This window comes from Nocardia sp. NBC_00511 (assembly GCF_045161165.1).
In the GTDB taxonomy this organism is placed as follows: domain Bacteria; phylum Actinomycetota; class Actinomycetes; order Mycobacteriales; family Mycobacteriaceae; genus Nocardia.
Window position 1 is genome coordinate 6,154,284 of sequence record NZ_CP107849.1, and the last position, 17,637, is coordinate 6,171,920.

Sequence of the window (17,637 nt, forward strand, 5' to 3'; positions counted from 1 at the left end):
TTACCCTCCCAACTTGCGGATCGGCTGGCGGTCACCCGGAATGTCGGGCAGCGCAGGCGGAATCAGGTTCGTGATGACCGCGTCGAACCAGCGACCGGTGCCCAGCACATTGGCGTAGAGGCCGTAGAACGGGGCGGCCAGGCTCAGCGTCTTGGAGAGGTCGGCCTGGTGGTCGTTGAGAATGTCGATGGTCTTGTTCAGGTTGGTCAGCGCGGGGCCGATCTGCTGCTCGTTGTCCTTGACCAGCGCACTCAGTTCCACCGAGATGGTCTTGGCACCGGTGAGCAACTGGTGGATGGCCTGCTGGCGCACGTTCAGTTCGGCGAGCAGTTCACCGCCGTTGGAGATCAGCCGCTCGAATTCCTGATTGCGGTCAGCCAGCACCTGAGAGGTGGTCTTGGTGGCGGCGAACAGCTTCTTGAGCTGATCGTCGCGCTTGGCCAGGGTCTCCGAGAGCCGGGCCACACCGTCGATGGAGCTGCGCAGTTCCGGCGGCGTCGCCGAGAAGGCGTCCGAGAGCACCTGGAAGCTCTGGGCGAGCTGCGCGGTGTTGGTGTCCTCGATGTTCTTGGCGGCGTCACTGAAGGCGTCCACCACGTCATAGGGAGACACGGTGCGCGACAACGGGATTCGCTTGGCCGGATCCAGCGTGCCGGAACCCTTGGGGTCCAGCGCCAGATACTTCTGGCCCAGCAGCGTCTTGATCTGGATGGAGGCGGTGGTCTCGTCGCCGACCCAGGCGTCCTGGGTGCGGAAGTCGACGAGCACCTTGTCGCCGTCGAGGCGGACATCCGACACCGAACCGACCTTGACGCCCGCGATGCGAACCTCGTTGCCCTTCTTCAGCCCGGCCGCCTCGGTGAACTCGGCGGTGTAGCGGGTGCCGGCTCCGATGATCGGCAGCTTGTCGAGGCTGAACGCGGACATGGTCAGCAACAGCACCATGAGCAAGCCGAGCCCGCCCATGAACGCCGGACTGCGTTTACCGAGTATTGCGCGGTCGTCCATCAGCGGCCTCCCTTCCCATGGCAGCGCGGGGCCGGATTGGTGTAGACCGGCTGATTCACCGTCGGCATGCTCTGCAGCGCCGGCGGAATGTTCAGCTGGGGAGCGTCTTTGGTGCCCGGTCCGACCACGATGTCGATACCGCACAGGTAGAACTGGAACCAGGAGCCGTACGACGCGGCGCGACCCAGCTTGTCCAGCTTGATCGGCAGGTTGGTCAGCGCCTCGTCGACTTCGCCCTTGCGGTCGTTGACGGTGCCGGTCAGCTGGTTGAGGCCGGCGATCGCGCCCTGCAGGTTCGGGCGCACCGGCACCAGCAGGTCCGAGGTGGCCGTCGCCAGGTTGCCCAGCGAGGTGATCGCCGAACCGATGGTGCCGCGTTCCGCGTTCAAGCCGGTGACCAGCGCCTCGGTATTGATGATCAGCTGGTTGAGCTGATCGCCGCGCGAATTGATGCTGTCCAGAATGGAATTCAGGTTGGTGATCAGCGAGCCGATCACCGCGTCCTTGTCGGCGACCTTGTTGGTCAGCGACGCGGTGTTGGCGACCAGGTCCGCGATGGTGCCGGATTCGCCCTGGAAGACCTGGATGATCTCGTAGGACAGCTTGTTCACGTCATCGGGCGTGAGCGTCTGGAACAGCGGCCGGAAGCCGTTGAACAGCTCGGTCAGATTGACCGCGGGCTTGGTGCGATCGAGCGGGATGGTGGCGCCCTTGTTGATCTTGCGCCCCTGCTCGCCCGCGCCCTGCTCCAGCGCGATGTAGCGCTGGCCGACCAGGTTGCGGTACTTGATGGTCGCGGTGGTCGAGGCGGGCAGCCAATCCCGGTCCGTCAGTTCGAATTCCACATTGGCCAGGCGCTTGTCCACGATGGACACCTTCGTCACCTTGCCGACGCGGACACCCGCGATGCGCACCTCGTCGCCGTTGTTCAGCGACGTCACATCGGTGAAGCGGGCATTGAACTTGGTGCCGCCGCCACCGTAGTTGGCGATGGTCATCGCCAGCACACCCGTCAGGAACACCGTGACGAGAACGAAGGCGACCAGTTTGATCAGCGTCGGCCAGAGACCGCGCATCAGGTCCTTCACTTGACGCTCACCTCACTGCCGCGGAAAGCCGGGGCGCCGATCCGGGTCACCCAGCTGGGCACCTGATCCGGCGAAACACCTTGCGCGGCACCATAGATCGCACCCAGGGTCCGGGCCTCGGCGGGCGAATTCGCGGTGGACGCCGCCTGCGGGCCGTACACCCGGTACTGCGGTTCCAGCTGCTTGCCGATGTTCTGATCGCCCGGGTTGCGGCTCGGCGGCTGGTAGGAGCCGTCGTTCGCGGAACCGTCGGTGTACTGGCCCGGATCGGTGCCGGGCGGGTACATCGGAATGCACAGCGGCGGACGGGTATCGAACCAGCGCGGCTCGTCCTGGTTGGGGATGTAGCGGCCGCGGTCGTTGACGACCGAGACGCTCACCCGCGAACCCGGCAGATCCGTGCCCTTGCCGAAGATGTCGTCGATGCGTGGCTTGAGCTCCGCGAAACCGGCCAGCGCGCAGCTGTAGCTGGGCGAATACTTGGCCAGCGCCTCGAGCGCGGGCCGCGAATCGGCGGCCACGTCGATGATGTTGTCGCGGTTGGCGACCAGGAAGTCGGCGGTGGTGGCGGCGCTCGGGGTGAGCGTGGCCAGCAGGGTGTCGATCTGCGAACGCTTCTGCACCACGGTCGCATTGGTGGTGCGCAGGTTGTCCAGCGCCGACACCAGCTCCGGCGCGGCATCCGCGTAGGTGGTCGCGACATCGGCGAGGCTGCGCAGATCCTGCTGCAGCGTCGGCATATCCGCGTTCACCTGCGTGAAGATGTCGTCGAGGCGGTCGATGGTCTTGCCGAGCTCCTCGCCCTGACCCTGCAGCGCGTTGGACAGCGCTCCCAGCGTCGAGGACAGGTACTGCGGCGGAATCGCCTGCAGCAGCGGCATGATGTGGTCCAGCAGCTGGCTCACCTCGATGGCGTTGCCGCTGGTGTCCTGATGCAGCGTGGTGCCCGCGGTCAGGTGACCCTGCGGGGCGTCCGGCCACACCAGATCGATGTAGCGCTCACCGAAGAGCGTCTTGGGCAGCAGTCGCGCGGTCACGTTCGACGGGATCTTGTCCGCCTTGGCCGGATCGATGGCCAGATCCAGGTGGACGTTCTTGCCGTCGTAATCACTGGACCGCAGCTCGCCGACCGTCACCCCGCGGACCTTCACATCCGCGTTGCGGGTCAAGGCGTTTCCGACGGTGTCGGTGATCAGGTTGACCCGCACCACCGAGGTGAACTGCTTGTTGTAGATGGCGATGGTCGTCCACAGGAACAGCGCCACCACCAGGAAGAACAGCACGCCGAGGGTGCGGTTGCGCAGTTTCTCGGTGGAACGCCAGAACTGCACCCGCTCAGCAGAAGTGCTCATCCCGCCACCCGCACCGTCGTGGTCGTGCCCCAGATGGCCAGGGACAGGAAGAAGTCAAGCACGTTGATCAGCACGATCGCGGCGCGCACCGCGCGGCCAACGGCCACGCCCACGCCCGCCGGGCCGCCACTGGCGTTGTAGCCGTAGTAGCAGTGCACCAGGATGATCACGAACGCGAAGACGAGCACCTTGACGAACGAATAGAGCACGTCCTCAGGTGGCAGGAACAGGCTGAAGTAGTGGTCGTAGGACCCACTCGATTGCCCGTTGAAGTAGATGCTGATCATCCGCGACGCCAGGTAGGTGCCCAGCAGGCCCACCACGTACAGCGGGATGACCGCGAGGAAACCGGCGATGGCGCGGCTGGTCACCAGGAACGGCACCGACGGCACCGCCATCACCTCGAGCGCGTCGATCTCCTCGGAGATCCGCATCGCGCCGAGCTGCGCGGTGAAACCACAGCCGACCGTCGCCGAAAGTGCCAGTGCCGCAACCAGAGGCGCGAGCTCACGGGTATTGATGTAGCCGGTCAGGAAGCCGGTGAGGACTCCCGAGCCGAGGGCGTCGAGGGCTTTGAAGCCCTGCAGACCCACCACCACACCGACCGACGCCGACATGAACACGATCACGCCGATGGTGCCGCCGATGACCGCCAGCGCACCCGAACCGAAGGTCACCTCGGCCAGCAGCCGCATGACCTCCTTGCGGAAGTGGATGGCGGTCTTCGGAATCGCGGCGATGGCCCGCGAGTAGAACGACATCTGGTCGCCGGCTTTGTCGACCAGGTTGACGGGCGCTTTGAGCACACCGGTGACCCGGCGCGCCGACCGGGAGATGACGGTGGAGCGCTGCGATACGACCATGGATCATCCGCCCTTTGCGGGGACGACCTGAAGATAGATCAGGGTGAGGACGAGGTTGAGGAAGAACAGCACCAGGAAGGTGATCACCACGGATTGGTTCACCGCGTCGCCCACTCCCTTCGGTCCACCCTTGGGATGGAGACCCTTGTAGGCGGCGATCACGCCCGCCACTACACCGAAGATGAGGGCCTTGATCTCGCCGATCACCAGGTCGGGAATCTGAGCGAGGGCAGAGAACGACGCGAGGTATGCGCCCGGGGTGCCGCCTTGCAACCCCACGTTGAAGAAGTAGCCGCCGCAGATTCCGACCACCGACACCAGGCCGTTGAGCAGGAACGCGACCAGCATCATGCCGAGTACGCGCGGAACCACCAGGCGCTGAATGGGATCGATGCCCAGCACCTCCATGGCGTCGATCTCCTCGCGGATGGTGCGCGAGCCGAGATCGGCGGCCACGGCGGAACCGGCGGCGCCGGCGATGATCAGCGCGGTCACCACGGGGGCGGCTTGCTGAACGGTCGCCAGCACGCTGGTCGCACCGGTGAAGTTCTCCGCACCCAGCTGCTTGATCAGCGAGCCGGTCTGCAGTGCGACCACCGCGCCGAACGGGATTGCCACCAAAGCGGCAGGGAGGATCGAGACACTCGCGATGAACCACGACTGTTCGATGAACTCCCGCCACTGGAAAGGCCGGCGGAACGTCTTACGGAGCACGTCCAGGAAAAGAGCGAAGATGTTGCCGGCCTGGGCAAGTCCCGACTCGACAGGGGTACGCAGTCGCGTCAGGGTCGGGTTCACGGCGCGTATGTTACCCGTTGGTCAGGTTCTTGCGCAGAGTGGTGTCGTACCCACCCTGGTAGGCGGGCATGACCTGCGTGTCGGCTTCGTCCCCATTGGACGCCATGGACTCCCGGATGGCTTCCTGGGCGGCCGGCGGCAAGGTGTGCATGATCTGGCGAACCCGCTCGCGACGACGCGCCACAGCGCCACGCACGGGCATGCCCGGCTGCGCCTTCATCTGCGGGATGATGCCCTCGACCTCTTCGGCGCCACCGGCGTGGTGACCCGAGTCGAACATGGCCTGCTCGCGGGCCATCTGGGCTTCGTCCTTCTCCTCGGACATGCCGATCGGGCCCTGCATGCGACCGTTGAGGAACTGCTTGACCACCGGCTCCTCCGAGGTGAGCAGCACCTCGCGGGGACCGAACATCACCAGGTTGCGGCGGAACAGCATGCCGATGTTGTCGGGCACCGAACGCGCCAGGTTGATGTTGTGCGTCACGATCAGGATCGTCGCGTCGATCTGCGCGTTGATGTCGATCAGCAACTGCGAAAGATAAGTGGTACGAACGGGATCCAGACCGGAGTCAGGCTCGTCCACCAGGATGATCTGCGGGTCCAACACCAGCGCGCGAGCCAGACCGGCACGCTTGCGCATACCACCGGAGATCTCACCCGGCAGCTTGCCTTCCGCGCCGAGCAGACCCGTCAGCTCGAGCTTCTCCATGACGATCTTCTTGATCTCGGATTCGCTCTTCTTGGTGTGCTCACGCAGCGGGAACGCGGTGTTGTCGAACAGGTTCATCGACCCGAACAGCGCGCCGTCCTGGAACAGGACACCGAACAGCTTGCGGATCTCGTACAGATCCTTGTTCGAACAGGTCGTGATATCGGTGCCATCGATGTAGATCGAGCCCTTCTCAGGACGCAGCAGACCGATCAACGACTTCAAGAAGACGGACTTACCGGTACCCGACGGGCCGAGCAACGCGCTGACTTCCCCCGGAGGCAGCGTCAAAGTGACGTCCTGCCAAATACGTTGCGAACCGAACGACTTGGTGATTCCTTCGGTCCTGACCTCGACGCCCACGCCAACCTCCACATTCTCCGACGAGCGCACTACGTGACCACGCGCCACATTTTTCGCGCGGTGTGGCGCGTCACAGTAGGTCCGGTCACTGTATCGCATATATACCGTCTCGGACACCGGGACCTGACCGGTCGGTAGAAAGTTTCCCGACACCGATCCGATCACGCCCCGATCACGACGGGACAATACGTGAAAAGAGCGGTCCCCCAAAGGGAACCGCTCTTTTCACAATCCGTATGCCACCCGCGGGCGGCACAGTTGGGGAAATCCCCAACCCGTCTTACTTGACGGAAACCTTGGCGCCGGCCTCTTCGAGCTTGGCCTTGGCGGCCTCGGCGGCATCCTTGGCGACCTTCTCCAGGATCGGCTTCGGGGCGCCCTCGACCAGGTCCTTGGCTTCCTTCAGGCCCAGGCCGGAGACGATCTCACGCACGACCTTGATGACCTGGATCTTCTTGTCGCCGGCACCCTCGAGGATGACGTCGAACTCGTCCTGCTCCTCAGCGGCCTCGACGGGGGCAGCGCCACCGGCGACGGCGACGGCGACCGGAGCGGCGGCGGTGACCTCGAACTTCTCCTCGAACGCCTTCACGAACTCGGAGAGCTCCAGCAGGGTCATCGCGGAGAAGGTCTCGAGCAGCTCATCAACGTTGGCCATTGATATTTCCTTTCGGTGGGTTCGTCATCGGGTGAGCAATGACGAAAAGGTTTGGGTAAGTGACTTATTCGGCGTCGGCCGGAGCTTCGGCGGCCGGAGCGGCAACGCCACCCTCGGCTTCCTTCTTCTCCTGCAGCGCCGCGAACAGGCGAGCGACCTGGTTGCCGGGGGCAGCGAACAGACCCGCGGCCTTCGACAGGTTGCCCTTCATGGCGCCGGCCAGCTTGGCCAGCAGCACCTCGCGCGACTCGAGGTCGGCGATGCGCTCGACCTCGGACACGGACAGCGCAGCGCCGTCCATGTAGCCGCCCTTGATGATGAGGGCCTTGTTGTCCTTTGCGAACGCCTTCAGCGCCTTCGCGGCGTCGACCGGCTCACCCGTGATGAAGGTGATGGCGGTCGGACCGACGAACAAGTCATCCAGGCCTTCCACGCCCGCCTCGGCGGCAGCGCGCTTGACCAGGGTGTTCTTGGCGACGGAGTAAGTAGCGTTCGCGCCGAGCGCGCGACGCAGCTCGGTGATCTTGCTGACCGACAGGCCACGGTACTCCGTGACAACGGTCGCGGTGGACGCCTTGAACTGCTCGGTGATCTCCGCGACCGCGGTGACCTTCTCAGAATTCGCCATACTTCGCCTCCTCTCTGGATGGTCGGATCTCGTATGAACTACCGAGTTCCGCCACAGGGGCCGGCGACAAAGCTAACGCCCCGACCGCAGAGCGATCCGGGGCGCACAAGAAACGATCGCGATCTCTCGCGGGTTTCCCTACCTCGGCTCTCCTGCGTGGGCCGCCGGCAATATCGCCGGACCTTCAGCCACCCAGGGGCAGCAACCAACGGTCTTCGGTAGAACGATTTGGGGTTGGTCCTCGGGAACGCTCCGAAAAGCAGCTCGATGACCGTCGTCCAATATAGCGGACCGGCATCGATACACCAAAACGGGGGTGGAACGGGATGGACACGCCCCCCGATGGACGCGCGGTGCCGTCCGAAAAGCGAAGGGCCGGAACGCTTTCGCGTTCCGGCCCTCGATGCTTTGCGTTGCTACGCAAGCTTCGTGGAGAAGACTCAGTCCTCTTCGGCGAAGTTGCGGGTGCGGTTCGGATCCACCGGGATGCCCGGTCCGGTGTTCGTCGAGAACGTCACCTTCTTGACGTAGCGGCCCTTCGCAGTGGAGGGCTTGACACGCAGGATCTCATCGAGCGCGGCGCCGTAGTTCTCGGCCAGCTTCTTCTCGTCGAAGGAAGCCTTGCCGATCACGAAGTGCAGGTTGGCCTGCTTGTCGACGCGGAAGTTGATCTTGCCGCCCTTGATCTCGTTGACGGCCTTGGTCACATCGGGGGTGACGGTGCCGGTCTTCGGGTTCGGCATCAGGCCACGCGGGCCCAGCACGCGAGCGATACGACCGACCTTGGCCATCTGATCGGGGGTGGCGATCGCGGCGTCGAACTCCAGCCAGCCGCCCTGGATCCGCTCGATCAGGTCCTCGGCGCCCACGGCGTCCGCACCGGCGGCCTCGGCCTCGGCGGCCTTGTCGCCGACCGCGAACACGATGACGCGGGCGGTCTTACCGGTGCCGTGCGGCAGGTTGACGGTGCCGCGGACCATCTGGTCGGCCTTGCGCGGGTCGACACCGAGACGAACGGCGACCTCGACGGTGGCGTCGGTCTTGGTGGTGGCGGTGTCCTTCGCCAGGCGCACGGCGCTCAGCGGGGAGTGCAGCGCGTCGCGGTCGACCTTGGCGGCCGCCTCGAGATAAGCCTTGCTTCGTTTTGCCATGTTTCTCTGTCCTTGTCTAAGTCAGAAGTGGTGCGGGACAGGCGGTCCCTCCCACGCGAGCCCGGTACCGCGTTTCAGCGATACGCGAAAGCTCTACTCCGCGACGGTGATACCCATCGAGCGGGCGGTGCCGGCGATGATCTTCACGGCGGCGTCGAGATCGTTGGCGTTCAGATCTTCCTGCTTGGTCTTGGCGATCTCCAGGACCTGAGCCTTGGTGATCTGCGCGACCTTCAGGCGGTGCGGCTCGGCGGAGCCCTTCTCCACACCGGCGGCCTTCAGCAGCAGACGCGCGGCAGGCGGCGTCTTCAGCTTGAAGTCGAACGAGCGGTCTTCGTAGACCGTGATCTCGACCGGGATGACGTTGCCACGCTGCGACTCGGTCGCCGCGTTGTACGCCTTGCAGAACTCCATGATGTTGACGCCGTGCTGACCCAGCGCCGGACCAACGGGCGGAGCCGGGTTGGCGGCGCCGGCCTTGATCTGGAGCTTGATGAGCCCAGCGACCTTCTTCTTCTTCGGGGGCATCTTTCTTCCTTGGTTTAGGTTCCTTACGGATTCCCGTAAGCCTTCTCCGGACCGTGCCCCGGCAGCGAACCGACCGGGGCACAACCCGTCAAGTCTATGTGAACGCGAAAAAGGCGGTGACACCGGCCCATGAGGGCCGGGCCACCGCCCCGAAACGCTTAAATCTTGGCGACCTGGGTGAAGCCGAGCTCCACCGGGGTCTCGCGACCGAAGATCGACACCAGCACCTTGAGCTTCTGCTGCTCGGCGTTGACCTCGGAAATGCTGGCCGGCAGGGTCGCGAACGGGCCGTCCATGACGGTCACCGACTCGCCGACCTCGAAGTCGACCTCGATGGTCGGCTTGCTGGAGGAGGAATCGCCGGAGCTCTGGGCGGCAGCGGCGGAAGTGGCCGGAGCCGCCTTCTTCTGCTGGTTGGCCGGGACCAGGAACTTCACCACGTCGGCGATGGTCAGCGGCGAGGGCCGCGACGTCGCGCCGACGAAACCGGTGACGCCGGGGGTGTTGCGAACCGCGCCCCAGGACTCGTCGTTCAGTTCCATGCGGACCAGGATGTAGCCCGGCAGCACCTTGCGGTTGACGTTCTTCTTCTGGCCGTTCTTGATCTCGGTGACCTCTTCGGTCGGCACCTCGACCTGGAAGATGTAGTCCTCGAGACCGAGGTTCTGCACGCGGGTCTCGAGATTGGTCTTCACCTTGTTCTCGTAACCGGCGTACGAGTGGATGACGTACCAGTCGCCGGGCGCGCGACGCAGCGCGGCGGTCATCTCGGCGACCGGATCGAGCGGCTCGTCGGAGATGTCGGCGACGGGCTGCGCGGGCTCGGATTCTTCGGCGTCCGCGGAGTCGACGGAGTCTGCGGAGTCCACAAAGTCCTCGGTCTCGTCGGTGGCGGCCTCGATGGCCTCAACCGTTTCGTCGACCTCGATCTCGTCGGTGGTGCCGTTCTCCGGGGTGCTCACTGGGGCACTCGCTTCCTTGTCGTCACGTAACGGATGGTCCCATCCCCGCCTCTGCTCGGGAACGGTTCCGGCGCTGGGGTCTGGGGTCGGCTAGCCGAACAGCCAGTTGACACCCTTGATGAACGCCACATCCAACCCGCTGATGTACGAGACCATGAAGACCACGAACACCAGGACAACGCTCGTATAGGTGACCATCTGCTTGCGGTTGGGCCAGATGACCTTGCGGAGTTCCGCGACAACTTCGCGCAGGAACTTCATCAGGCGCTTGAACGGATTGCCCGTTCCGCTACGAACGGCCTTCCCGGACTTCTTGGCGGTCTTCTCCAAGGAGGTGGGCCGGTCGATGGTCGCGACCGAAGCATCGGATGACGCGGCGCGAGATCGCCGTGCGGAACGCTTGCCGCTCGGCCGAGCCACCGCGGCGGTTTCTTCGCCGTCTTGCGGCGCCCGCTCGTCGCTCACGATCGATCCTCGTTTCCTCGTCGCTAGGCAATCCAGGGCAGGGGCGACAGGACTTGAACCTGCAACCTGCGGTTTTGGAGACCGCTGCTCTGCCAGTTGAGCTACGCCCCTTCGGTCACGCCGAGGTGCGACGCCACCACTGTTCTCACACAACATACGCGCCGCTCCTCGGAGCAGCGCGCATCGGCTGGTGACCCCAGATTTCCGAGTCTACGTTACCTCGCGACACGACCGCCAATCGGGTGTCGCGCCGCGACAGTTCCGAAGCGGGTCCGGCAGCGCCCTCGAAACGCTGCCGGAAGTGGCTCCGGCAGACCGGATTCGCGCCGGTCCGAGCCGGATCCCTCGACTCAGGAAAGCTGGACGGTGGCGGTGGCGCGGCCGAAGATCTTGCGGCCCTGCGACTTCGCGACGATGGCGATCACCGCGGTGCGGGTCTCCGGGTCCATGGACTTCACCTTGCCGGTGTATTCGATCTCGGCGGGGCGGTCGACCGGGACGTAGACGGGACTGGTGAAGCGCACGTTGTACTCCTTCACCGCACCCGGGTCGCCGAGCCAGGAGGTGACGAAACCGCCACCCAGGCCCATGGTCAGCATGCCGTGCGCCACCACGTTTTCCAGACCGACCAGCTTCACGACCTCGTCGCTCCAGTGGATCGGGTTGGCGTCGCCGGAGACGCCGGCGTAGTTCACCAGGTCGCCGCGGGTGAGCTTGACGATGCGCGCGGGCAACTCCTGACCGACGCTGATCTCCTCGAAGCGGACACCGTGCTTGCCCGCGGTGATCTGCCCGGGGGCGGCGGCCACGACGGGGTGCGGTTCGTGCGCGGTGGGGGCGCTGGGCGCGGTCGGGTTGTGGTCGTCCGGGCCGACGCCGTGCATCAGGACATTGCGTACGGCGTCACCGATATTGGGATCGATGTCACCGCCGCTGCGGCCGATCAGGGTGGTGTAGGTGGTGAGCACCAGCTCGTCGTTCTGCGCGACCACGTCGTTCTTGGTGACGATGATGTCGCCGCCGAAGGCCTGCCGGAACGAGTGCAGGTAGACGATGCAGGACAGCTGATCGCCGGCCTTGATGGGCCGGTGGAACTCCAGGATCTGGTCGGTCTGCATGATCTGGCTCAGGTCGTAGCCGGTGACGATCTGCTCGAAGAGCGTGCGCTGGGCCAGGATTCCGACCAGGGAGATGAAGGTGAGCGGCGCCACCAGGCTGTCGTAGCCGTATTCCTGGGCGACGTCCTCGTCCCAGTGCACCGGGTGATAGTCCTGCACAGCGCGGGCGTACTCGCGCACCTTCTCACGACCGACCTGGTAGAAGTCATCGGTGCGGTAGTGGTGGCCGACCATGGCGGCGGCGTGTGCGGCGGGGTCGAAAACCTCGGTGGATTCGACCATTTCGACCTCGGTGTTGATTGTCACGGCAGGAAGTCCCTATCTGATCCCGGAGGGGGATCGGGCGGAGCGCTGAACTACCGCTATATACACCAAGAGCCGGACCGGGGCCAATCTCCCTTTTGAAAGAGACTATCTGGCTTGCCGATCCGGCACTTCTTCCACGCGGTAGATCGCGCGGGGTTAAGTTAGCGAGACTCGCGATGCGCCCGGTGGGTACCGCAGTTCGGGCAGAATTTCTTCAGCTCGAGGCGGTCCGGGTCGTTACGCCGGTTCTTCTTGGTGATGTAGTTACGGTGCTTGCACTGCTCGCAGGCCAAGGTGATCTTTGGCCGGATATCAGTGGACTTCGCGGCCACGATGCGCCCTCTTTCCGGTATGCCTGATGGTTAATCAGTATGGGGTAGCGATGGCCGGACTTGAACCGGCGACACAACGATTATGAGTCGTTTGCTCTACCAACTGAGCTACACCGCCATGCGAGGATTCGCGGCGGCGAGAGCCCGGTCCATCGATCTGGATGCCGAGTGACACCACCGGCAATCCGGCGAGCCCCCTAACGGAATCGAACCGTTGACCTTTTCCTTACCATGGAAACGCTCTACCGACTGAGCTAAGGGGGCATGTCTGTCTTGCTCCGGTCTGGCACCGGGGCGCTGACGACTTGAACGAGATTACACAACACCACGCCGGACTACCAAACCGGCTGCTCAGAGCCGGTTTTGAGGCGCTGCGGCGCGGGTATCCGAAGATGTTGCGCCGCCGGGGTTCCCGAGGGGCGATCACGAATGATCTTGTGCTGAAACAACAAGAACCCCGTGGACCGAAGTCCACGGGGTTCCTGGTGGCAGATGTAGGATTCGAACCTACGTAGGCTTTCGCCGACGGATTTACAGTCCGCTCCCATTGGCCGCTCGGGCAATCTGCCGGGCTACGCCTTGCGGCGCGGTGACGAGAATACATCCAACCCCTGCCCGCAATGCAAACCGGCTGGCCATCGCCATGCGGGACGGGTTAGCGTCGGCGTTGCAACCCCCCGAAATCTTCCGATCCGGACAGGAGCACCAGCGTGGCCGATTCGTCGTTCGATGTGGTCAGCAAGATCGATCGCCAGGAGGTGGACAATGCCCTCAATCAGGCGGCGAAGGAGCTCGGCACCCGCTACGACTTCCGCGGCACCGAGGCGAGCATCGACTGGTCGGGTGAGGAGAAGATCATCCTCACCGCCAATTCCGAGGATCGCGTGAAGGCGGCCCTGGATGTGTTCAAGGAGAAGCTGATTCGCCGCGACATCTCGCTCAAGGCGTTCGACGCGGGCGATCCGCAGGCCTCCGGCAAGGTGTACAAGATCACAGGCGAGCTGGTGCAGGGCATCACCACCGAGAACGCCAAGAAGATCGCGAAGAAGATCCGCGACGAGGGCCCCAAGACGGTGAAGGCGCAGATTCAGGGCGAGGAGTTGCGCGTCACGTCGAAGAACCGCGACGACCTGCAGGCCGTCATCGCGCTGCTCAAGGGTGCGGACCTCGATATCGCCCTGCAGTTCGTGAACTACCGCTAGTCGGTCGGGAGGTGGCCTCTGCCGCGTCAGTAGCGGCGGGGGCCGCCCGCCATCTCCTCCAGGCGCGCGATGCGATCGGCCATGGGCGGGTGGGTGGAGAACCAGCGCGCCATCTTGTCGCCGTTGCGGAACGGGTTGGCGATCATCATGTGCGACTGCGCGGTGAGCTGCGGTTCCGGCGGCAGGGGTGCGGCCTGGACGCCGCGTTCGAGTTTGCGCAGGGCCGAGGCCAGCGCCAGCGGGTCGCCGGTGAGCTCGGCGCCGTCCTGATCGGCCTGGTATTCGCGGGACCGGGAGACGGCCATCTTGATCAGCCCGGCCGCGATCGGGCCGAGTAGCGAAACCAGCAGGATGCCAATCACATTCGGGCCCTCGCCATCGCGATTGCCGCCGAAGATGCCCGCGAAGAAGGCCAGGTTGGCCAGGCCGGAGATGACGGCGGCCAGCGCGCCCGCGACCGACGAGATCAGGATGTCGCGGTTGTAGACGTGCGAGAGTTCGTGGCCGAGCACCGCGCGCAGTTCGCGTTCGTCGAGGATCTGCAGGATGCCGCTGGTGCAGCACACCGCGGCATTGCGTGGATTGCGGCCGGTGGCAAAGGCATTCGGTGCGTTGGTGGGGCTGATGAACAGCCGCGGCATGGGTTGCCTTGCGGCCGTGGCCAATTCGCGCACAATGCGGTACATGGCCGGGGCCTCGAACTCCGTGACCGGTTGCGCGTGCATGGCCTTCAACGCCAGCTTGTCGCTGTTGAAGTACGCGTAGGCGTTCATGCCCACCGCGAGCAGGATCGAGAAGATCAGGATCATCGGATTGCGGAACATCGCCCCGGCGAACACGATCAGCGCCGACATCCCCACCAGCAGCCCGAATGTCTTCAAGCCATTGGCGTACCCGTGCCCGTGCATGCTGACCCGCCTCTCCGCGACTTTTGCCGGCCGTAAGGAGTCTCAGGACCCGGTCACCGGACTCACGTCGGGCGACCGGACCCGTTCTGGGCGTCCCCGGGGAAGTTACCCCGACACTCACCAAATCAGTTGTTTCGTTTCGTTACTCCAGGTCAACGATACGAGAGGCGGTGAAGTTCCCTGGAACCGAGGCCTAACCGACGCGTTCGATGGTGTAGCGGACCAGCTGTTCGAGAGCATCGTTGGCCGGGCCCGACGGTAGGGCGGAGAGTTCGGCGTGCGCGATGTCGGCGTAGCCCTGCAGTTTCTCCTTGGCCAGCACCATGCCGCGGGAGCGGGCGAGCAGGTCGAGGGCCTCTTCCACCTCGAGGTCGGTCTCCAGCGGGCGGGCCAGCAGCTTGCGCAGGCGGTCGCCCTCGGAGCCCTCGTCGCGCAGTGCGTAGAGGACGGGCAGAGTGTGCACGCCTTCGCGCAGATCGGTGCCGGGGGTCTTGCCGGACTGCTCGGACACCGAGGAGATGTCGATGATGTCGTCGGAGATCTGGAAGGCGGTGCCGACCGCGTCGCCGAGGCGGGCCAGGCGTTCCACATGGTCGAGGCCCGCGCCGGAGAAGGTGCCGCCGAAGCGTCCGGCCGCGGCGATCAGCGAGCCGGTCTTCTCCCACACCACCCGCAGGTAGTGCTCGACCGGGTCCTGGGACTGCCGGGCGCCGATGGTTTCCCGCATCTGGCCGGTGACCAGCTCGGCGAAGGTTTCGGCGATGATGCGGACCGCGTCGGGACCGAGGGTGGAGACCAGCCGGGAGGCGTGCGCGAACAGGTAGTCGCCCGCGAGGATGGCGACGCTGTTGCCCCAGCGCGAGTTCACGCTGGGTGCGCCGCGGCGCATGGAGGCCTCGTCCATCACGTCGTCGTGGTAGAGCGTCGCCAGGTGCACCAGTTCGACCACGGTGCCCGCGATGATCAGGTCCGGGCTGGTCGGGTCGGGTCCGAGCTGACCGGTGAGGATGGTGAACAGCGGGCGGAAACGCTTGCCGCCGGCCTTGGCCAGGTGCAGCGCCGCTTCCTGCAGGAACTCCTCGCCGTCCGACAGCTCGGTGATCAGCAGGTCCTCGACCTGAATCAGGCCCTTACGCACGGTCGCCGCGAGCTCAGGATTGCCCAGATCCACCCCCGCGACCACGGTGCTCTCATCGCTCACAGCTGATGCGCTCATTTCTTCTCCCAGTGCCGCGTCCGACCCCACGCCTAAAGAACCTAGCGCCTCGGCCGACCACCCCCCTACGGACACCACGGTAGTGCGACGCATTAGACACCCGCCACGCGAAATGCTTCACGTGCGGCCACGTCGACACTGATCACGATGTGCTGCAAGTATTAACGTCATGCGCTCAGCCGACTCCGACCCGAAGTTGCCGCCCCAGCAAGTTCGCGGCCCGTCTCGTTCTGGACTGAACGGAGCGGGGGAGCGAAGCGGAGGAGCGGAGAGAGGGAAGAACGAGACTCAGGGGCCGCGAACCGCCCCGGAGCGAAGCGGAGGGGCAGAGAAGGCACTGCCCGCGCACGCTGATGTGCTGGTGGTGGGGGCCGGTCCGGCGGGATCCGCGGCGGCCGCGTGGGCGGCCCGGGCGGGTCGCGATGTGCTGCTGACGGATTCCGCGGTGTTCCCGCGTGACAAGACCTGCGGTGACGGTCTGACTCCGCGTGCCACAGCCGAACTCGAGCATCTGGGCCTGGGTGACTGGGTGCGTGAGCACACGGTGAACCGCGGGCTGCGGATGGCCGGATTCGGGCGTGAGGTGCTGCTGCCCTGGCCGGACGGGTCGTTCCCGGCGTACGGAAGTGCCGTTCCGCGTACCGAACTCGACGACAAGCTGCGCGAGACCGCGGTGAAGTCGGGGGCGCGGATGGTCGACGGCGCGAAGGTGGTGGAGGTCGCGCGCGAGGGCGACCGGGTCACCGGGGTGACCATCAAGACCGAGAGCGGTTTGCGCGCGGTGTCGTGCCGGGTGCTGATCGTGGCCGACGGGGTGCGCTCCCCCGTGGGCAAGATGCTGGGCCGGGAGTGGCATCGGCAGTACGCGTACGGGACGGCGGCGCGCGCCTACATCCGTTCCGAGCGCAGTGACGACGAGTGGATCACCTCGCATCTCGAGCTGCGGGATGCCAGCGGCGCGTTGGTGCCCGGCTACGGCTGGGTGTTCCCGCTCGGCAACGGTGAGGTCAATATCGGCGTGGGTTCGCTGGCCACCGAGAAGCGGCCCTCGCACATCTCGCTGAAACCGCTGCTGCAGCACTATGTCTCGGAGCGCCGGGCGGAGTGGGGTTTCGAGGGTGAGGCGCGGGCGGTGGCGTCGGCGCTGCTGCCGATGGGCGGCGCGGTGTCGAACCTGGCGGGCCGCAACTGGGCGCTGGTCGGGGACGCGGCGGGCTGCGTGAACCCGCTCAACGGCGAGGGCATCGACTACGGCCTGGAGGGCGGGCACCTGCTGTCCGAACTGCTGGACGAGCCGGACCTGTCGCGGATCTGGCCGGAGCTGCTGCGGGCCCGCTACGGGCGCACCTATTCGGTGGCGCGGCGGCTGGCGGCGCTGGCCACCCACCCGCGCACGGTGCCGCTCGGCGGGCCGCCGATGATGAGGTCGAAACTGTTGCAGCGCACCGCTGTTCGCGTGATGGGCAATCTGGTCACCGATGAGGACGTGGATATGACGGCCAAGCTCTGGCGGGGCGCGGGCCGCGCGTCGATGCGGTTCGACCGGCTGGCGCCCTTCTCGTGACCGCCCGGCCGGTGCCCGAGGAACTGCTCCCGCATCTGCGGCGGGCACGGGATCTGGCCGACCTGAAGTACGCGGAGCCGCTGGATCTCGACCAGCTGGCGGCGGTCGCGGGGGTGTCGAAGTACCACTTCCTGCGCTGTTTCGCCGCGACCTACGGCAAGACGCCGGCGGTCTATCTGGCGGAGCGGCGCATCGAGCGGGCACAGGATCTGTTGCGCGCCACCAATATCACGGTGACCGAGGCGTGCATGCTGGTCGGCTACAGCAGTCTCGGGTCGTTCAGCCGTAAGTTCACCGAGCTGGTGGGGATGTCGCCCTCGGAGTATCAAGCCAAGTTCGCTGCCGAGGGCGCACCCCATATTCCAGGCTGCTACGTCTTCATGCACGGTCTTTCCGACCGGAAACCGCCTGTGTAGCA

The 17,637-nt window shown here is 65.4% G+C and carries 19 protein-coding genes and 4 tRNA genes; 3 read left to right on the forward strand and 20 right to left on the reverse strand.

Translation table 11 applies throughout. From position 1 onward, the window contains the following. From OG300_RS28675 to OG300_RS28760, 18 genes are all read right to left on the reverse strand, one after another. Complete coding sequence (locus tag OG300_RS28675) at positions 1-1,008, reverse strand: MCE family protein (RefSeq protein WP_405486243.1); 1,008 nt, start codon at positions 1,006-1,008, stop codon at positions 1-3. Beyond that, entirely contained in the window at positions 1,008-2,084 is a 1,077-nt protein-coding gene (locus OG300_RS28680; RefSeq protein WP_405498709.1) for an MCE family protein, read from the reverse strand. The genes OG300_RS28675 and OG300_RS28680 overlap by 1 nt, the downstream gene beginning before the upstream one ends. Before the next feature lie 8 nt (positions 2,085-2,092). Then, entirely contained in the window at positions 2,093-3,448 is a 1,356-nt protein-coding gene (locus OG300_RS28685) for an MCE family protein (RefSeq protein WP_405486245.1), read from the reverse strand. Next, complete coding sequence (locus OG300_RS28690) at positions 3,445-4,311, reverse strand: MlaE family ABC transporter permease (protein WP_405486247.1); 867 nt, start codon at positions 4,309-4,311, stop codon at positions 3,445-3,447. The genes OG300_RS28685 and OG300_RS28690 overlap by 4 nt, the downstream gene beginning before the upstream one ends. Before the next feature lie 3 nt (positions 4,312-4,314). Next, a complete protein-coding gene (locus OG300_RS28695) occupies positions 4,315-5,109 on the reverse strand; it encodes an MlaE family ABC transporter permease (protein ID WP_405486249.1) in 795 nt (264 codons plus the stop codon). A 10-nt stretch (positions 5,110-5,119) separates the two neighbouring features. Beyond that, positions 5,120-6,181, reverse strand: a complete 1,062-nt coding sequence (locus OG300_RS28700) for an ABC transporter ATP-binding protein (RefSeq protein ID WP_405486251.1) — start codon at positions 6,179-6,181, stop codon at positions 5,120-5,122. 280 nt (positions 6,182-6,461) lie between these two features. Continuing rightward, on the reverse strand, positions 6,462-6,839 hold the full coding sequence (gene rplL / locus OG300_RS28705) for a 50S ribosomal protein L7/L12 (protein WP_405486253.1): 378 nt from the start codon (positions 6,837-6,839) through the stop codon (positions 6,462-6,464). Between the two features lie 64 nt (positions 6,840-6,903). Continuing rightward, positions 6,904-7,467, reverse strand: a complete 564-nt coding sequence (gene rplJ / locus OG300_RS28710; protein ID WP_405486255.1) for a 50S ribosomal protein L10 — start codon at positions 7,465-7,467, stop codon at positions 6,904-6,906. Between the two features lie 440 nt (positions 7,468-7,907). Further along, on the reverse strand, positions 7,908-8,618 hold the full coding sequence (gene rplA / locus OG300_RS28715) for a 50S ribosomal protein L1 (protein ID WP_405486257.1): 711 nt from the start codon (positions 8,616-8,618) through the stop codon (positions 7,908-7,910). Positions 8,619-8,711: 93 nt separating this feature from the next. After that, a complete protein-coding gene (gene rplK / locus OG300_RS28720; protein ID WP_405486259.1) occupies positions 8,712-9,146 on the reverse strand; it encodes a 50S ribosomal protein L11 in 435 nt (144 codons plus the stop codon). A gap of 158 nt (positions 9,147-9,304) precedes the next feature. Then, on the reverse strand, positions 9,305-10,108 hold the full coding sequence (gene nusG, locus OG300_RS28725; RefSeq protein ID WP_405486261.1) for a transcription termination/antitermination protein NusG: 804 nt from the start codon (positions 10,106-10,108) through the stop codon (positions 9,305-9,307). A 90-nt stretch (positions 10,109-10,198) separates the two neighbouring features. Next, positions 10,199-10,573 (reverse strand): preprotein translocase subunit SecE, encoded by a 375-nt coding sequence (secE, locus tag OG300_RS28730; RefSeq protein WP_405486263.1) that lies wholly within the window; start codon positions 10,571-10,573, stop codon positions 10,199-10,201. 38 nt (positions 10,574-10,611) lie between these two features. Continuing rightward, positions 10,612-10,684 (reverse strand) — tRNA-Trp (locus OG300_RS28735). A 239-nt stretch (positions 10,685-10,923) separates the two neighbouring features. Continuing rightward, a complete protein-coding gene (locus OG300_RS28740) occupies positions 10,924-11,973 on the reverse strand; it encodes a fused (3R)-hydroxyacyl-ACP dehydratase subunits HadA/HadB (protein WP_405498710.1) in 1,050 nt (349 codons plus the stop codon). 185 nt (positions 11,974-12,158) lie between these two features. After that, positions 12,159-12,329, reverse strand: a complete 171-nt coding sequence (gene rpmG / locus OG300_RS28745) for a 50S ribosomal protein L33 (protein ID WP_029925945.1) — start codon at positions 12,327-12,329, stop codon at positions 12,159-12,161. A 45-nt stretch (positions 12,330-12,374) separates the two neighbouring features. Beyond that, positions 12,375-12,447: transfer RNA gene (locus tag OG300_RS28750), tRNA-Met, on the reverse strand. A 73-nt stretch (positions 12,448-12,520) separates the two neighbouring features. After that, positions 12,521-12,593: transfer RNA gene (locus tag OG300_RS28755), tRNA-Thr, on the reverse strand. Between the two features lie 219 nt (positions 12,594-12,812). Further along, positions 12,813-12,898: transfer RNA gene (locus OG300_RS28760), tRNA-Tyr, on the reverse strand. A 141-nt stretch (positions 12,899-13,039) separates the two neighbouring features. Between OG300_RS28760 and OG300_RS28765 the strand changes: the two genes are divergently transcribed. Beyond that, positions 13,040-13,531, forward strand: a complete 492-nt coding sequence (locus OG300_RS28765) for a YajQ family cyclic di-GMP-binding protein (protein WP_405486265.1) — start codon at positions 13,040-13,042, stop codon at positions 13,529-13,531. Between the two features lie 26 nt (positions 13,532-13,557). Here the strand turns inward: OG300_RS28765 and htpX are convergent, their stop codons facing one another. Then, complete coding sequence (gene htpX, locus OG300_RS28770) at positions 13,558-14,439, reverse strand: zinc metalloprotease HtpX (RefSeq protein WP_405486267.1); 882 nt, start codon at positions 14,437-14,439, stop codon at positions 13,558-13,560. 193 nt (positions 14,440-14,632) lie between these two features. Further along, positions 14,633-15,655, reverse strand: a complete 1,023-nt coding sequence (locus tag OG300_RS28775; protein WP_405486269.1) for a polyprenyl synthetase family protein — start codon at positions 15,653-15,655, stop codon at positions 14,633-14,635. Positions 15,656-15,992: 337 nt separating this feature from the next. Between OG300_RS28775 and OG300_RS28780 the strand changes: the two genes are divergently transcribed. Both OG300_RS28780 and OG300_RS28785 read left to right on the forward strand, forming a co-directional pair. Next, the gene (locus tag OG300_RS28780) at positions 15,993-17,219 is read left to right on the forward strand and encodes a geranylgeranyl reductase family protein (protein WP_405498711.1); all 1,227 of its coding nucleotides are present in this window, start codon (positions 15,993-15,995) and stop codon (positions 17,217-17,219) included. An 11-nt stretch (positions 17,220-17,230) separates the two neighbouring features. After that, a complete protein-coding gene (locus tag OG300_RS28785) occupies positions 17,231-17,635 on the forward strand; it encodes a helix-turn-helix transcriptional regulator (protein ID WP_405498712.1) in 405 nt (134 codons plus the stop codon). Positions 17,636-17,637 lie beyond the last annotated feature (2 nt).

Excerpts from the sequence above, each read along its gene's own strand:
- OG300_RS28675 (WP_405486243.1), bottom strand. The coding sequence starts at position 1,008 with ATGGACGACCGCGCAATACTCGGTAAACGCAGTCCGGCGTTCATGGGC.
- OG300_RS28680 (WP_405498709.1), bottom strand. The coding sequence starts at position 2,084 with ATGCGCGGTCTCTGGCCGACGCTGATCAAACTGGTCGCCTTCGTTCTC.
- OG300_RS28685 (WP_405486245.1), bottom strand. The coding sequence starts at position 3,448 with ATGAGCACTTCTGCTGAGCGGGTGCAGTTCTGGCGTTCCACCGAGAAA.
- OG300_RS28690 (WP_405486247.1), bottom strand. The coding sequence starts at position 4,311 with ATGGTCGTATCGCAGCGCTCCACCGTCATCTCCCGGTCGGCGCGCCGG.
- rplL (WP_405486253.1), bottom strand. The coding sequence starts at position 6,839 with ATGGCCAACGTTGATGAGCTGCTCGAGACCTTCTCCGCGATGACCCTG.
- rplJ (WP_405486255.1), bottom strand. The coding sequence starts at position 7,467 with ATGGCGAATTCTGAGAAGGTCACCGCGGTCGCGGAGATCACCGAGCAG.
- rplA (WP_405486257.1), bottom strand. The coding sequence starts at position 8,618 with ATGGCAAAACGAAGCAAGGCTTATCTCGAGGCGGCCGCCAAGGTCGAC.
- rplK (WP_405486259.1), bottom strand. The coding sequence starts at position 9,146 with ATGCCCCCGAAGAAGAAGAAGGTCGCTGGGCTCATCAAGCTCCAGATC.
- OG300_RS28740 (WP_405498710.1), bottom strand. The coding sequence starts at position 11,973 with ATGGTCGAATCCACCGAGGTTTTCGACCCCGCCGCACACGCCGCCGCC.
- htpX (WP_405486267.1), bottom strand. The coding sequence starts at position 14,439 with ATGCACGGGCACGGGTACGCCAATGGCTTGAAGACATTCGGGCTGCTG.
- OG300_RS28775 (WP_405486269.1), bottom strand. The coding sequence starts at position 15,655 with ATGAGCGCATCAGCTGTGAGCGATGAGAGCACCGTGGTCGCGGGGGTG.